Below are 16395 nucleotides of genomic sequence, written 5' to 3'. Positions count from 1 at the left end.
ATTTAATTTGAAGCATTATATTTGTCGTTCCTAAAATAAAAACAATGATATTACAAAAAATCACTTCAAGATATTGCGGTATGATGGCAAGTTCCGAAAGGATTGCAAAGGTTGTTTTTAACCTTAGGACATCTAACCCGCTTTTTTTAATCCTTAAATAAAAACAATTATGAACACATCATTAATCAAATTACAATCAAACGACATAATCGAAACGTCAAATCAATTAGATGAGGCTTCTTATTTCAATCCAGAAAACAAAGAAAGATTAATTAAGGCATTAGCGAATAATCGAAAATTTGAATTTCTAATGTACAATCTTTGGAAAACAAGAGGAATTATATTTAACATTATGCAGGATAACTACGACAAAAAGACTGGAAAATATATAAATAATGTTGAAAGTAATTTCGGGAATCAATTCCATGCAATCAACAATTTAATCGGTATTTTATTAGAGGGTACTGATTGGAATCAAAGCTTATTTGTAGACAATGAACCAACCGAGAAATTTTAATAGAATTATTAAGATTTATTTAAAAGGCATTCGATTGAGTGCCTTTTTTTTTATTCAGAATTTCTTAAGTCCATAAAAAGGAATAATTTTTTCAGTCCATAAAAAGAAAGATTTTTCTACAGTCATTACACGTGTGCGTGAAGCAATTTTTATGCTTCAATATAATTCAGTTTTTGAGTGAAGAAATATTGAAAATTCACAAAATGGTACACTAAATGGTATACTTTTTAATGGTAATTAATTTAATGAATTGATAATCAATAATAACATAAAGTCCCGCCAGCTCCACAAATCTCCTTTAAAAAGTTTTAAAGGAGGTTTTTTTATTAAGAAAACTAAGGTTCCCAAATAATACGTGTCATCACATCAAGGTTGGTTCCTGTATGTTTGGTGATAGAAACTCCAGTAACCAAACCAATCATTAAATTGTGTTGAATAGCCAATCTAATTTGAGGTCTTAAAGTATAATGAAATCCATCGCGGTCAATATCCATATTATTTTCAAGTCCAATAAAGTTTTTCGAATTTGGTAAAACATACATCATACTTGCATTTATAGTTGCTCCAACATCTACTTTTTGCTCTTTATAATGATGTTCAAAAATAGGACCTGTATAGATTAACGTGTTGAAATTTTTAAAATTCTTTGCTCCAATAAAAACAGGATTCATTTTCATACCCGTAAATACAGAACCTTGATGTCCTAATTCTTTAAAATTATTAAACTCAAATTCATGAACATAAGCTACAGCCAAAGACATTTTTTGTTTTTCATTTACTAAAAAAGTATATTGAGTTGCTAATTTTAAACCTTCAATTTTATTGTTCGGAACATAAATAGAGCCATCGTTATTATCGCTTTTGTGATTAAAAGAAAAAGGTACTTCAACCTCCAATCCCAAACGATCTGCAACAGCCCATTCATACTCAATAAAACCATTATATTCATTATATCCTTTTTTTGAGGTCACTCCAAATCCTACATTTATCTCAGCTTCTCCTTTTCGTGCGCCCAAATCACGCATCAAATCTGTATAGAGAGGTTCTGCATGTTCAACTTTAGGTTTTAATGTTTTTTGTTGAGGTTGAATGGTGATAATTGAATCATTTTTCGTCTGAGCTATCGTAGTAATTGTTAAGAAAGTGCTTGTAATTATTGTTAAGAAAAATTTCATTTGTTTATTATTTTGAGACAAAGGACAAAGAAGATTTAGGAAGAAATTAGGAATTGAAGTTTTACCCCTTTAAAAATCTAACCTATTAAATTTTGAAGTTTTTTGATACTTATCATTTTAAGAATAATAAAAACTATCTTATCTTAGTCGATGAATTAACACCACATTTAAGACAATCAAACAATTATGAGTTCCTACGAATATTATAACTTTCCGATACAGTTGATAAACGGTTTTTTAGATGATTCTAAAAAAGTTTTGATTGATATTTCACATTATTGTATTTATAGAGTTTTTATAGATAATTTCGAGAAATATTCGGGTTCTTTTACAGGTTATCAGAAGGCTTGTGATGATTTTGGAATCGAATTTAAAAATGTTGCAGCAGCTTATCAAAATGGTAAAGATTTGTATGAAGCAACAATAGATAAAAGTCCGATGGTTGGAATGACTTCTGAAATGTATTGGGATTATATGACCAATGAAAAATCTGAATTTGAAAAGGTTTTACTGCTTGGGGATCTTGCTTTTAAAAGCATTTTAGGTGCAAAATCATATATAAAATTGGATAATAAATATTGGTTTAGCCGAATGAATGGTTCTGTAAAATCAATTGCGAAAGAAGAAATTTCTCCAAAACTTCAACGTTATTTGAACGAATATCAAACCAAAAAGATTAAGAATCAATTAATTGCTGGTTGGGGATTAGCTTCATATTCAAGATATAATCGCGGATTTTATGTGAGTTATAAAATGACATTAGATGATTTGGCTTATCATGCAGAAAAGATTAGAAAATCTACACAAGATAAAAAGATCAAAAATGATGTAAAATCAGCTCACGAAAAAGCATTAGAGAGATTGGAGAAGGAAGGTCAATAGTGTATATATTTTATAGAACAAAAAACCTGAAGATTAACTTCAGGTTTTTATTTTATTTACGTTTAAAAAGGTTTTTAAAAAATCCACCTTTATTATGGTTTTCTCCATAACCATAGCCATAACCATAGCCATAACCTTTTGTAAAGTCAACATCATTAATAACCATAGCCATATTCTTAAGTCTATTTTCTCTATATAAATCTCTTGGAATTGCTAGCATACGTTTATCTAAGTAGTTGGCACGAACTACGTACATTGTAATATCTGCATCGTCTGAAATTAATAGTGTATCAGTTACTAAACTTACAGGAGCTGTATCAACTATTACATAATCATAATGTTCCTTTCCATATTTAATAATATCATCAAATCGTCCATTCATTAATAATTCGGATGGATTAGGTGCTATTTGACCTGAATAAATAACATCGAATTTATAATGTGCAGGTTTTTTTATGATAATATCATCAATATTAACATCATTAGAAATTAAATATTCAGTTACACCATATTTATGTATATATTGATCAGAAATACCTAAATAATCTAATACTTTTGGACTTCGAATATCAGCTCCGATTAACAATACTGATTTTCCAGACATTGTTAAAATCTGAGTTAAGTTAGTTGATATAAATGATTTTCCTTCTCCACTAGTTGTAGATGTAATATAAATACATTGAGGATCTGTTGAGTTCTTTAATAAGAAATTTACATTTGTTCTTAAGATTCGGAAAGCTTCAGCAGCACTTGAGTTATCATTATTTTCTAATATAGAAATATTACTTTTCGGTACTTGTCCTGCGATAGGTGCTCCTACGGCATTTTCTACATCTTCTTTTGAATTAACTGTATTATTTAATAATTTGTATATATAAATTATTATAAAAGGTATTATAAGACCTACAATAAGCGCTCCTAAAAATATAATACTTTTTTTAGGGGAAACAGGTTCTTTTATACCATAAGCATAATCAATTACTTTAATATTTTCTGGTGTTGCAGCAGCTTTTATTTCATTTTCTTCTCTTTTCTGAAGTAAGAATAAATATAAAGCCTCTACAATTTGTTGTTGGCGAGATATATCTCTAAAACCACGCTCTTGACTAGGTACTTTTTTAATTTTTCCAGCAATTTGATTTTGCTTTCCTTGTATTGTATTTAAAATAGTTTGTGTGTTATTTCTATATAATTTTAAACTATTCTTCAGGTTTCTTTTTACATCATTTATTTGCTCTTGTAATTTAATAACATTTGGATGTTCATTTGTTACAGATTTTAACATATCTTCTTTAGCTAGGACTAGTTCGTTGTATGAAGATATTTCTGATGAAATAGATTTATCTTCTAAACCAATATTTGAAGGAAGTAAATCTGTACGAGACGTATTAAGAGCTCCATTCATATATTCAACTAATTGTAGTTGTGTAGAAGCATCTAATAATTTCTTTTCATTATCAGCAGCACTCTCTAAAAAAATATTTGCTTCAGAGGTAACATCTGTAATATTATTACTTTGTTTATATTGTTCTAATTGTTTGTCAACACCATCTAAATCGCCACTAACAATAGCTAACCTTGAATCAATAAACTTAGATGTAGCTTCAGTTAATTTATGGTTATCGCCTACAATATCTTTGTTGTAATTAATAATTAAATCATTAATTACTTTTTTAGAAATCTCAGGAACAGGACCTACTAATGAGAAGTTAATAATTTTAGAACTTTTTTCACTGTTAGGATCTATAGCAAGTTTCTTTTGGTAATTATCTACAGTCTTATCAATAGAATTTAAAACAATCAGATATTCATTATCAATTGATTTAGCTAAGTTTTTATTAGGACTGATAACAAAACTTCCAATCTTATCATTTATTTTTTGTCCAAAAGAATATTCCTTTTCTGTAGAAGTTGTTTTGTTTGTTAAAATAAATTTTGTTGTAGATTTTATTTGAACAATAAATTTAGCTTCTAAATCTTCATTGGTTTTATCAGCTTCGTTTAGAAAAATAATTTTAATAGGAGATTTCTCTTGAGTTAATTCAACTTCAGCTACACGACCTTTACTAAAATATTGAATATTTAAATTATTTTCTTCTACAACCTTAGTAATTAGTCGTTTTGATTTTAAAACATCAATTTGATCACCAACTTCAGCATTTGTTGAAGATCCCCCTCCAAGCATAGCTTGATCCATTAAACCAGCTAATTCACCTGTTGCAGATTCTTTCTCATTTAATAATATTTTAGCTGAAACTTGATATTGTTTCTGAGTATATTTAACATATAAAAAGGCTAAGGTTAAAGAAATAATAACTCCAAATACAAACCATTTCCAGTAATAAAGATATTGTTCTAAAATTTGTCTGATATTAATCGTTTCTTCAGACTCATCGAAGTATTGGTCTTCTAGGTTATTTTTATTTGTACTCATTTTTATTTAGAAATAACAGCAATTACAGATATTATAACACCAGCAACAGATATCCATAATGAATAGTTTGGTGTAAATTTAGATGATGAAATTTTAGCATTATTTGGTTCTACATAAATAACATCATTTTGGGCTAAATAATAAACAGGAGAGTTTAGTATTTCTTTGGATGTTAAATCGACGTTATATGTTTGTTTTTGTCCATTTTGTTCACGAATAACCATAATATTATTTCTAACACCATTAATAGTTAAATCACCAGCCATACCTAAAGCATCAAGTATACTTACTCTTTCGCTTGGAATTGTAAAATTACCAGGTTTAGCAACTTCTCCTAAAACGCTAATTCTAAAATTTGTAAAATTAATATTTACCCCAGGATTAACGATATATTTTGAGATTTTTGCTTTTAATTCATTTTCAGCTTCTGTTCTAGTTAATCCACCTACTTTCACATTACCAATTAACGGATAGTTGATATAACCATTTTCATCAACAGTATAAACCTTCGCATAAGGATTATTTTGCACCCCAGAATTTACTTGATAAACACTTTGTTGATTAAAAGGTTCTGTAGCTTTTATATCAGCAGCACTTACACTGATTGCTAGCATATCAGAAGATTGAATTTTAGGAATATATTCTTCGTATTTCGTAGTAGATTGTTGATCTCCTTGAAAGTAGACTAATTCTTTTTTTGATGCACAAGAAGAAATAGTGAGTATAACTATTACAATTAAAAGATTAAAAATTTTATTTTTCATAAATTAAGTTATCAAGTTTTTCAAATTCTGAGTTTTGAGATTTAAATTCTGGTACAATCTCTTTTATTTTAGCCACTAAATGCATGACTTGCTCATGTTTTTCTATGGTTGAAGACATTAAGCATAGTTCTTCAATTAGTTTTTTATTGTCTTGACATTTGTTTGTATTAACTTTTGCTATCATTATTTTTTCATGATGGGTCTTTACTGTATTTTCATCATTAGCCAATAACTCTTCATAGATTTTTTCACCTGGACGCAAACCTACAATTTTTATATCAATTTCTTCAGGATATTTAAAGCCACTTAATCTAATCATCCTTTTAGCAAGATCAATAATTTTCATTGATTCGCCCATGTCGAATACAAAAATCTCACCACCTTTTCCCATAATAGCCGCTTCTAATACTAATTGGCAGGCCTCTGGAATAGTCATGAAAAAACGTGTAATATCGGGATGTGTTACTGTCAAAGGACCTCCGTTTTCTAATTGACGTTTGAATAAAGGTATTACAGAACCATTAGATCCTAAGACATTGCCAAATCGAGTAACAATATAATTTGTTTTAGATTTTTCATTTGTACAATTTACATAAATTTCTGCCACACGTTTGGTTGCTCCCATCACGTTAGTCGGATTAACCGCTTTATCTGTTGAAACCATAACAAATTTTTCGGCACCAAATTCATTCGCTAAATCAGCAATAATTTTTGTTCCATAAATATTTGTATTAATTGCTTCATATGGAAATCTTTCCATTAAAGGAACATGTTTATATGCAGCTGCATGAAAAATAATTTGCGGATGATATTTATCAAAAAGGCTTAACATTCGTTTTCGATCTCTTACACTCGAAACGATATAATCTATTCTATTTTGTTTTTCTTCAGAAATTTCATTTTTTAAAGACTGTTGAACATCATATAGAGCCGATTCTGCCTGATCAATCAAAATTAGTTGAGCAAAATCCATCATAGCAAGTTGCCTTGAAATTTCACTTCCTATAGAACCTGCAGCACCAGTAACAAGTATTACCTTACCTTGTACATTTTCATTAATAATAGGGTTTTTCAACTTAATTGATTCACGACCTAATAAATCTTCAATTTTTAATTGTTTGATTTGAGCAGGCTTGTATGTACCATCAATCCAATTAGAAATAGGTGGAATTATTTTTATGTTTACATTCAAATCTTCTAATGATTTGGATAGATTTAATAATTGATTCGTTTTAATATTTTGAATAGAAATAATAATTTCTGAAATATCATTTCGTTCAATGAATTTATTATCAATATCATTTATAGAATAAATTTTAACACCATCTATAAATGTTCCAATTTTAGAAGGTTTATCATCAATAAAACCTACAACTTTATAATTAAACTGAGTATCATTTTGTAAAATATCTCGAGTAATTAATCCTGAATCTCCTGCACCGTAAATTAATATTTTTTGTTGTTCCTTATTTTTTGAGAAAAAATAATTATAAATCCATTTATAATATAATCTGGCAATAACCATTATTACTGTTGAAATAAATAAATGGACAAAGATAACAGAGTAAGACATTCTGAAAACATATGAAACAGGAGTGTTCTCCGAAAGATTAGATTCAATGAATTGTCTATAGATAAAAGAGATGAAGAAAAGAATCAGAAAAGCCGTAGTATTAGATACAAATACATTTTCAGCATCTTTTAACCCCGTTTTTTTTACAATTCCCTTATATGTTTTGAAGTATAGGAAACATAGAGTATATGCTGCTACAACAAATGGTAATTTAAATAATAATTTTTCTAAACTAAAAGAATTTAGAAAACTATTAAGTATAAAATTGGTTATTACATAGCTAAAGAAAACAATAAGTATGTCTAGCACTAATACTACCCATCTAGGAGCATTAAAGTGTTGGTTAAAAGGATTCAATATTTTAGTAATTTAAGTGGTGGTAAAGATAATAAAAAAATCAGGAATAGAGACTCCAAAAAATGGAAAAATCTATCCCTGATTAATATCTTAAATTAAGAGAGAATTATTTTACTCTGAAAACAACTCTTCTTGCTAATTGATGAGATGAAACTTGAGAGTTTTTGAACTCTTTATCTTCCCCTTCACCAACAGTAGTTAATTGAGAAGCATTAGCTCCTTGACTAACTAAAATAGCTTTAACATTTTCTGCTCTTCTACGAGATAAGTCTTTATTGAAAGCATCTCCTCCTACTGGATCAGCAAAACCTAAAATGTCAATTTGAGCATTTGGTTTAGCTTTTAAGTACTCAGATACAAATTTGATACCTCCAACAGATTGTTGGTATGGTTTGTCAGAGTTGTAATCGAAGTATACGTTGATAATACCTGAATTAATCATTTGCTCTAAGAAATCAGCATCGTTAATGACAGTTGTGTTTCCTCCTGCATTTTGTTTGATATATTCTTCAATATTATCTGGAATTCCGTTTCCGTTGTGGTCGATAGTAACACCTTTTGTGTCAACTACTGCACCTGGAGCTGAATCTGGTTCTTGATCTAAGTAATCAGCAACACCATCACCATCAGTATCTTTTAACATTTGTTCGATGTTAGAAATACGATCTTCTAAGTCAGAACGAGTTGGTTCGTAAACCCAGTCAGCATGTTTTTCGTTTTTACCTAAGTAAAATGTTAAACCTAAAGTAGCATTCCAAATTTCACCTCCAAATCCTGAACCTGATGTGTTAGCTGTGCCATCAAATGTTACATTTTGACGAATATTTCTTACGTAAGATACATCTCCTGTTAAAACAACACGATCAGTTAATCTTAATTGTGGTGTTAAACCAACCATAACATTTACCATGTTATCATTGTCGTCGAAAACTTTACCATCAGCACCTTTTGTCGCATCATTATTCATCCAAGAGTAACCTGCACCACCATGAGCTAATAATCCAATTCTATTTGTCCATGTTTCAAAATTCATGATTCGTCCTAAGTTCGCAACCCCTTGTAAATCTACACGGTAATAATTAGAACGGAAACGAGCTACATCTTCGCCTTCTTTGATACGATCATATCCACCATCTAATTTTAAACCAAATTTTGGATTGAACATATAACGTACACCAAAATCAGCATGGAAAAAACTTGGTGTTTCTGAATAATAACCTGGAGCGAATGCTTTTCTTGCTTTTACCGCACCTCCATTGGCCTCGATAGACCATTTGTTGTAATCGTTGTTAATTGTTTCAGTAGTTTCTTGCGCGTGAGCAAAAATTCCTAATCCAATTACACTTAATAGGTATGAAATCTTTTTCATGAGGATATATTTAATTGCAAATTTATATAAATACTTAAAAACGAATCAATCAAAAACTGTTAAAAAACACTATAACTAACGAAAGTCATGATTATGTCTTTATGATTATTTTAACTTGTTTAAAAAATATTCAATAATTGTGCCGAAATTAATTTTTGATTTTCTTATATCATTTTTAAATCATTTAAATTATTTTTGCATAAATATTTCCCAAAACAAACAATGGAACAATCAGCATTTCTTTTTTCGACCAGAGGATCATTAGAATTAGCACAAAAAATTGCCGATCAATATGGTCAAGAACTTGGTAAATCTAAAATTGTAGAATTTAGCGACGGAGAATTTGTACCCGCTTTTGAACAGCCAATTCGCGGAGCTCGCGTTTTCTTAATTGGTTCTACAATGCAACCAACAGACAATTTAATGGAATTACTTTTAATGTGTGATGCAGCAAAACGCGCATCTGCTAAAAGTATTACAGTTGTTATTCCTTATTTTGGTTTTGCTCGTCAAGATCGTAAGGATGCTCCACGTGTGCCAATTGGAGCAAAATTAGTTGCAAAAATGTTAATGACAGCTGGAGCAACTCGTGTAATGACTATGGATTTACACGCTGATCAAATTCAAGGATTTTTTGAAGTTCCTGTTGATCATTTATTTGCTTCAACAATTTTTGTTGAATACATTAAAGGTTTAGGCTTAGATAATATTTGTATTGCTTCTCCAGACATGGGAGGTGCTAAACGTGCAAATACATATGCTAAATACCTTAATGCAGATATCGTAATTTGTCACAAAGAACGTAAAGTTGCAAACCAAGTTGATAGCATGATGTTAATCGGTGAGGTTGAAGGTAAAAATGTTATTTTAGTGGATGACATGATTGATACAGCGGGTACACTTGCAAAGGCGGCTGAATTGATTATGGAAAAAGGAGCAAAATCTGTTCGTGCGATTGCAACGCATGGAGTTTTATCTGGACCAGCTTATGAGCGTCTTGATAACTCTCTATTAACGGAAATTGCTATAACTGATAGTATTCCATTAAAAAATACTTCCGTATCTAAAATAAAAGTATTATCTTGCGCTCCGCTTTTTGCTGATGTTATGCATCTAGTACATAGCAACAAATCTATTAGTCAACGTTTTGTTATCTAGTGGTTTAACTAAATATTAAATTATTTTTATTATATACATATTATTATGAAGTCAATTACAATTCAAGGTGTAAAAAGAGAAGACTTAGGTAAAGTGGCTACACGTAACCTACGTAATGCTGAACAAGTACCTTGTGTGGTTTACGGTTCTGGAGAGCCTATCCACTTTTCAGCTGATGAAAAAGCATTCAAATCATTAGTTTACACTCCAGATGCTCATACAGCAACTATCGAGTTAGCTGATGGAGCTAAAATTCAAGCAATTTTACAAGACATCCAATTTCACCCAGTAACGGATAAAATCTTACACGTAGATTTTTACCAATTAAACGAGGACAAACCAGTAACTATGGAAGTTCCAGTTCGTTTAGTAGGACGTGCTCGTGGTTTAGTAGCTGGTGGGGTTTTACGTTTCAATATGCGTAAATTAAAAGTTCGTGCTATTCCAGCAAACTTACCAGACGAAATCGAAATCGATATCACTCCAATGAGAATTGGTCACAAAATGTATGTAGAAACATTGAAAAATGATAACTACACATTCGCTCATCCAGATAACGCAGTAGTAGTAGCTATTCGTACTTCTCGTAACGCAGTTAAGGATGCTGATCAAGACGAAGACGAAGATTAAGAAATTTTCTTTTCAGATAATATTAAACCACTCATTTTTGAGTGGTTTTTTTATTTTTAAAAATTTAATAAGATAAATTTGTCCGATTTAAAATTAGTTGTATATTTGCTTCATAATTTATAATGAATAAAAGAAATTAATGTTTTCTAAAGCGTGCGAATATGGAATTAAGGCTTGTGTGTTTATTGCACAAGAATCTGTAGAAGGAAAGAGAGTCAATTTAAAACAAATTGCAAATTCTATTAATTCTCCAGAAGCTTACACAGCCAAAATTCTTCAACAATTAGTTAAAGCAAATGTGATTTCATCTGTCAAAGGAAAAATGGGAGGTTTCCAAATGGATGCAGCGCATTTAGAAGATATCAAATTAGTGAATATCATCAAAGCGATTGACGGAGATGGTCTTTATCATAGTTGCATTTTAGGTTTAGTAGAATGCGATACTAACAAACCTTGTGCTTTACATAGCCGTGTTTTTGCAATTCGTAATGATTTGCGAGGTATGCTAGAAAAGACATCGATGTTTAATTTGATTGATGATCTAGAGAAAGGAATTGCTTTTCTTAAGCATTAAAAAAATTTGATTAAAAATAAGATAAAAATATCCGATTATCCGAATTGAAAAATTATAACAATGAACCTATTAATAGAACTTCCTCAAACAACTGCTTCTCAGATGAGTTATACTGTAACAGTAAATCTAAATGAAGCGTGCGAAAGGCATCATAAAACATTATTTTTTTGTTGGAATATTCGTGCTGGAATAGATAAAGGAGTCGATATTCAACGAATTGTTGATTATGTAAATTGGTATGGGGAAAAAGTATTATTCAAAAAATTTGAGATAGAAGAAAATTACTTGTTTTCGCTTTTAGATGAAGATCATTACTTGGTAAAAAGAGCATTGAAAGAACATAGACGTTTGAGACGCTTGTTCAAAATAGATGCAAAAAATCCGATGAAAAGTTTGATTTATATCGAAGAAGAATTGGATTTGCACATCAGATTTGAGGAGAAACAAATGTTTCCTGAATTTGAGAAAAATGCAACACAAAAAAAGTTAAAAGTAATTAAAGAACAATTTAATTCACTTTTAACTAACACAGATTGGAAAGATCAATTTTGGTTATAGGATCTTTCATAACCATAAATTTTTACTTATAATTTTTTAGATGATTTTTGAAAAAGAAAAGCTCGATTTTGCAGGTCGAGCTTTTTGCTTTTTTATGTGTTAAGGAAATTATTTCTTAATCTTAATTTCAAATATTTTATCCCAGTTTTTACCTGTTAATAACATATTTCCGTTGTCTTTGAAAGCGATTCCGTTCAATTCTTGTGCTTGCGGATTTCCTTGTTTTCCTTTCAATTCAGCGAAGTTAAACTCTACTTTTACAGCGCCAGTTTGCGGATCAATTACCACAATATTACTGTTATCTGCATGTCCAGATTTTAGGTAAACATTTGCATAAATTAAACCATCGTGGTATTCAATTTCATTCAAATAACTATATGGTTGTTGACTGTCAAAAGCTTGAACAGTTCTTAGATAATTAAAGTTTTCATCAAAGAAATGAATACGTTGAGAACCTTCTGTTATGGCCAATTCTTTTCCAATTGTTGTAATTCCCCAACCTTCGATAATTTGAGCTGGCATATCAAATTTTTCAACTTGATTAAAGTTTAAATCATATTTATAAATCACACGATCTTGCCATGTTAATTGATAAATAAAACCATTCAGTTCTGTAATTCCTTCTCCAAAAACATCGTCTTTGATTTGATATAATTTTGTAGGTTCAGTTGCCCCCAATTTATATTCAATCAAACGTGTTTTTCCTCCGCGAAGTCCAGTTCCTTCGAAAATATTTCCGTTTTTGAAATAAAAACCTTGCGTAAAATAATCTGGATTATGTGGATAAGTTCCTACAATTTCATAATTCCATTGCGCAGCCGGCTCATTTGCATAAACCACAAACGTAAAATCGCGCGAATTTGTTTCTTCTTCTCCTTTGAAGAATTTCAAATTAACCGTATGATTTCCTAATCCAATTGTTTTTCCGTCAATCGTAAAATCAGCAGGAACTTCTTGTCCATCTACCGAAACAATAACTTTCGTAATTCCATCTAAATTAGTTAAAGGAATATCGATTTTGTCGCCAATTTTGTATTTGTTTTGTTCAATTTTCGAAACAATTTCAGTGATTGCAGTATTGTTTTTTCCAGTCGAATCTTTACAAGAAAATAACACTGAAGAGAAAACTGTTGCACAAACTGATGCTGCGATTAAATATTTTTTCATTTGATGTGTTTTATGTTTTACGAATTAGGTTGCTAATTCTACTACAAATATATTTTATTTTGTTCGATTCGGATTATTTTTTACAAAGGCATCCCAACTCGAATAAGAATTTGACGTCCCAGTTGTTTTACCCGAATTTAGATAATGACAAACCGCAACGGCAAGACCATCTGTGGCATCCAAACGTTTCGGAATTTCTTTCAAACCAAGTAAATGTTGTAACATGCCCGCAACTTGTTCTTTTGATGCATTTCCGTTTCCAGTAATCGCCATCTTAATTTTTTTTGGCGCATATTCTACCACAGGCATATCGCGATGCAGGCAAGCGGCAATACAAACGCCTTGTGCACGTCCAAGTTTTAACATAGACTGAACATTAACGCCAAAAAACTGCGCTTCAATGGCTAATTCATCAGGATGATATTGATCGATAATGGCTAAAGTTTTTTCGAAAATCTTTTTCAATTTCGTTTGCTGGTTCGGAAGTTTATGCAACAACAATTCGTCTAAAGTAATCAACTTTATTTTGTTATTTTTGACTTCAATCAAACCAAAACCCATCACCATTGTTCCAGGATCAATCCCTAAAATAATCTTTTCCATCGTTGCGAAGGTATTAAGATATTCTGAAAATTAAGCCGAATTTCGACTCGCATTAATATTTCCGAATAACGAACGCATCACAATTTGCTCATAGATTGATTTGAACTCACTTTCATGATGAATTTTGTTCAACGCAAATTGTTGAATCGTTAATAATGGTAACACAATTTTTTCGCGCATTTGTACCGAAGATTTGTTCAATGTTTCGTCTTGCATCAATTCTGTGTAACCCGAAATTTCTAAACATAATGCTTTTGATAATTCAAATTCATCGTGCAAAATATTCCAAAATTCACCATATTCAGGATCATTTTTCATATAAGATGTTAATGGAAAATAAGTTTTTTCCATCGACATCATACTATTCTGGATCAATGTTTTGAAGAAGCTCGAATTCTTGAATAAATCTTTTACATCCTCTAAATGACCTTGTTTTTTCAATTCATTTATAGCTGTTCCAACACCAAAATATCCCGGAACATTTTGTTTTAATTGACTCCAAGAACCCACAAATGGAATAGCACGCAAATCATCGAACTCTAATTTTTTATCACCACCTCGTTTACTCGGACGGCTTCCGATATTCGTTTTTCCATAATAGTTAAGCGTACTCATATTTTCTAAATAAGGTAAAAATGAAGGATGCGCTTTCAAATCTTCGTATTTCTGATAACTAATTGTGGCTAATTTATCAATCAAAATTCGCTCATCTGGCGAAATCTGACTTGTGCTTGTCGAGAAAACATCCGAAATAATACCAGCTGTGTACAATTGTTCAAAATTATATTTTGCCTGCGGCATTGTTCCATAATTCGACGTAATTGTTTGTCCTTGAATTGTAATTTGAATTTCGTGATTCGCAATTGTTTTCCCTTGAGAAGCGTAAAATTCGTGCGTTTTTCCACCACCACGCGCAGGAGGTCCACCACGACCGTCAAAGAAAATAACTTCGATTTGATTTTTATCCGAAACATTCGAAAGGATTTCTTTGGTACGATAAATTTCCCAATTCGCTTTGATGTAACCACCATCTTTTGTTCCGTCCGAAAAACCTAACATAATCGATTGACGTTGTTTTCTACGTTCTAAATGTTGCGCATAAATAGGTAAATTATACAATTTATTCATCGTATTTTCAGCACCATCTAAACCTCTAATCGTCTCGAAAAGTGGCATGATATCAAACTTAATTTCATCGTCTTGATAACCACAAAATTTGAATAAAGCATAAACATTTAAAACATCGAAAATGGTTTCAGAATTTGAAATAATGTATCGGTTAACACCTAATTCACCATTTCGTTGCTGAATTTTTTTTAATTGATAAACATTTTTGATTGTATCAATCACAATATCATCTTCAAAATCTTCTGGTTTAGCTGTAAAAGACGGATTTATTAACAATTCGATTTGTTCTGCTTCGCTTAAATCTTTCAGATTAATTCCAGTATATTTTTCAACAATTCGGTTAATCACTTTTTGATGAACACGCGAATCTTGACGAATATCCAAAGAAGCAAAATGCAATCCGAAAATATCAACACGTGTGATAAAATCATCTAAAATATCTAAGAAAACACCATTGTGTTGTTCAATTAAAATTGTACGAATCGTTTGTAAGCGCGTTTTGATTTCATCAATTGTAATTGTTCCATTTTCATTGAACATATTTTCGTAAATCAAATTACTCAACGCTTTTAAAGGTTCTGTAACATGCTTGAATGTTAATCTACGTTGAACAATTTTAAGATGATTGTAATAATTTTTTAAGATACTTGTACGCAATAAACTTGCAACTTTCCATGTAATTTCTGCTGTTACAAACGGATTTCCATCGCGATCGCCTCCAGGCCAAAAACCTAATTGAATAACAGGAGATTTTAGAGGTTCACTTTCTGTAAAAAACAATTGGTTGATTTCGTTGTATAATCGTCCAATTGTTTGATAATATACATTTCTCAAATAATAAATAATAGAAACAGCTTCATCGTAAGGAGTTGGTTTTTCTTCGTTGATAAAAGGTGTTTTTCCTAATTGTTGCAACAATAAATCAATTTTACTTACCGAATCTTGTTGAATTGCGTCGCGTAAATCTTGAATAATTTGTTGAACATTTGTTGGATAAAACTGCGTTGGATGGGCTGTAAAAACAACTCTTGTTACAAAATCTTCGATTCTGGTTTTTACTTGCTCCATTTTACCTTGCGCTTGTGCAATATGATAAATGCTTTCCAAACTTCCTTTTTCATTTTCGGAATGTAATGACGGAAATGCAGCATCTTCGATACTATCAAACAAAACAACTTGTCGCTCGATGTATTGTATCATTCGAAACATCAAATCGATTTGCTCTTGTTCGGTTTTTAAATCAGTGTATTTCTCAAAAAAATTGTTGATGATTTCATTTGGTGATTTACCTTCGGGTAAACCTTTTTGACTTTCATCATACAAAAACGGAATCAATGATCCGATGTTTTGCATTTTTTCGTAGGGAAGACTCATAAAGAGACTGTTGTAAATTTGAAACTTATTTTCCACAATTTGGTGGAATTTAAGTTCAGATAAATTCGTACTTCGCATTAATAGGTATTTTTTCTCTTAATAGTAAATTTACTTGTTTCGAGGTAATTATCC

At 30.6% G+C, this 16395-nt stretch carries 14 protein-coding genes; 6 read left to right on the top strand and 8 right to left on the bottom strand.

The window, feature by feature from the left end; all coding sequences use genetic code 11:
• The first annotated feature begins 169 nt into the window (after positions 1-169).
• The gene (locus B4L98_RS07735) at positions 170-517 is read left to right on the top strand and encodes a hypothetical protein (RefSeq protein ID WP_291077933.1); all 348 of its coding nucleotides are present in this window, start codon (positions 170-172) and stop codon (positions 515-517) included.
• Positions 518-852: 335 nt separating this feature from the next.
• Here B4L98_RS07735 and B4L98_RS07730 read toward each other — a convergent pair whose 3' ends face one another.
• A complete protein-coding gene (locus B4L98_RS07730; RefSeq protein WP_038336266.1) occupies positions 853-1692 on the bottom strand; it encodes an HAEPLYID family protein in 840 nt (279 codons plus the stop codon).
• Between the two features lie 186 nt (positions 1693-1878).
• Between B4L98_RS07730 and B4L98_RS07725 the strand changes: the two genes are divergently transcribed.
• Entirely contained in the window at positions 1879-2574 is a 696-nt protein-coding gene (locus tag B4L98_RS07725; protein WP_219034502.1) for a hypothetical protein, read from the top strand.
• A 52-nt stretch (positions 2575-2626) separates the two neighbouring features.
• Here B4L98_RS07725 and B4L98_RS07720 read toward each other — a convergent pair whose 3' ends face one another.
• The 4 genes from B4L98_RS07720 to B4L98_RS07705 form a co-directional block, all read right to left on the bottom strand.
• Positions 2627-5008 (bottom strand): GumC family protein, encoded by a 2382-nt coding sequence (locus B4L98_RS07720; protein WP_286494994.1) that lies wholly within the window; start codon positions 5006-5008, stop codon positions 2627-2629.
• 2 nt (positions 5009-5010) lie between these two features.
• A complete protein-coding gene (locus B4L98_RS07715; RefSeq protein ID WP_125348880.1) occupies positions 5011-5772 on the bottom strand; it encodes a polysaccharide biosynthesis/export family protein in 762 nt (253 codons plus the stop codon).
• Positions 5762-7702: a polysaccharide biosynthesis protein gene (locus B4L98_RS07710; RefSeq protein ID WP_286494991.1), complete on the bottom strand. Its 1941-nt coding sequence runs from the start codon at positions 7700-7702 to the stop codon at positions 5762-5764. The genes B4L98_RS07715 and B4L98_RS07710 overlap by 11 nt, the downstream gene beginning before the upstream one ends.
• Positions 7703-7808: 106 nt before the next feature.
• On the bottom strand, positions 7809-9071 hold the full coding sequence (locus B4L98_RS07705; RefSeq protein WP_286494989.1) for an OmpA family protein: 1263 nt from the start codon (positions 9069-9071) through the stop codon (positions 7809-7811).
• A gap of 222 nt (positions 9072-9293) precedes the next feature.
• Here B4L98_RS07705 and B4L98_RS07700 point away from each other — a divergent pair, with 222 nt between their 5' ends.
• The 4 genes from B4L98_RS07700 (at position 9294) to B4L98_RS07685 (ending at position 11991) form a co-directional block, all read left to right on the top strand.
• Positions 9294-10229, top strand: coding sequence for a ribose-phosphate pyrophosphokinase (locus tag B4L98_RS07700; protein ID WP_038336277.1), 936 nt, complete (start codon positions 9294-9296; stop codon positions 10227-10229).
• A gap of 45 nt (positions 10230-10274) precedes the next feature.
• A complete protein-coding gene (locus B4L98_RS07695) occupies positions 10275-10859 on the top strand; it encodes a 50S ribosomal protein L25/general stress protein Ctc (RefSeq protein WP_038336278.1) in 585 nt (194 codons plus the stop codon).
• Positions 10860-10998: 139 nt separating this feature from the next.
• Positions 10999-11433 carry an RrF2 family transcriptional regulator gene (locus B4L98_RS07690; RefSeq protein ID WP_286494986.1) on the top strand — a complete coding sequence of 145 codons (435 nt, stop codon included), beginning with the start codon at positions 10999-11001 and terminating at the stop codon, positions 11431-11433.
• Positions 11434-11493: 60 nt separating this feature from the next.
• On the top strand, positions 11494-11991 hold the full coding sequence (locus B4L98_RS07685) for a hemerythrin domain-containing protein (protein ID WP_221854727.1): 498 nt from the start codon (positions 11494-11496) through the stop codon (positions 11989-11991).
• A 108-nt stretch (positions 11992-12099) separates the two neighbouring features.
• On the opposite strand, the gene B4L98_RS07680 is transcribed toward B4L98_RS07685, so the two are convergent.
• From B4L98_RS07680 to B4L98_RS07670, 3 genes are read right to left on the bottom strand one after another with little or no spacing between them, the layout of a single operon-like run.
• Positions 12100-13158 (bottom strand): glutaminyl-peptide cyclotransferase, encoded by a 1059-nt coding sequence (locus B4L98_RS07680; RefSeq protein ID WP_286494984.1) that lies wholly within the window; start codon positions 13156-13158, stop codon positions 12100-12102.
• 54 nt (positions 13159-13212) lie between these two features.
• On the bottom strand, positions 13213-13761 hold the full coding sequence (gene ruvC, locus B4L98_RS07675) for a crossover junction endodeoxyribonuclease RuvC (protein ID WP_125348885.1): 549 nt from the start codon (positions 13759-13761) through the stop codon (positions 13213-13215).
• A gap of 30 nt (positions 13762-13791) precedes the next feature.
• Positions 13792-16263: a phosphoenolpyruvate carboxylase gene (locus B4L98_RS07670; protein WP_291077932.1), complete on the bottom strand. Its 2472-nt coding sequence runs from the start codon at positions 16261-16263 to the stop codon at positions 13792-13794.
• Positions 16264-16395: the final 132 nt, after the last annotated feature.

Origin of the sequence: Empedobacter sp. UBA5528 (genome assembly GCF_002426075.1) — a bacterium.
GTDB lineage: Bacteria > Bacteroidota > Bacteroidia > Flavobacteriales > Weeksellaceae > Empedobacter > Empedobacter falsenii_B.
Note: the sequence above shows the minus strand (reverse complement) of the source record. Positions and strands in the feature narration are given on the sequence as shown.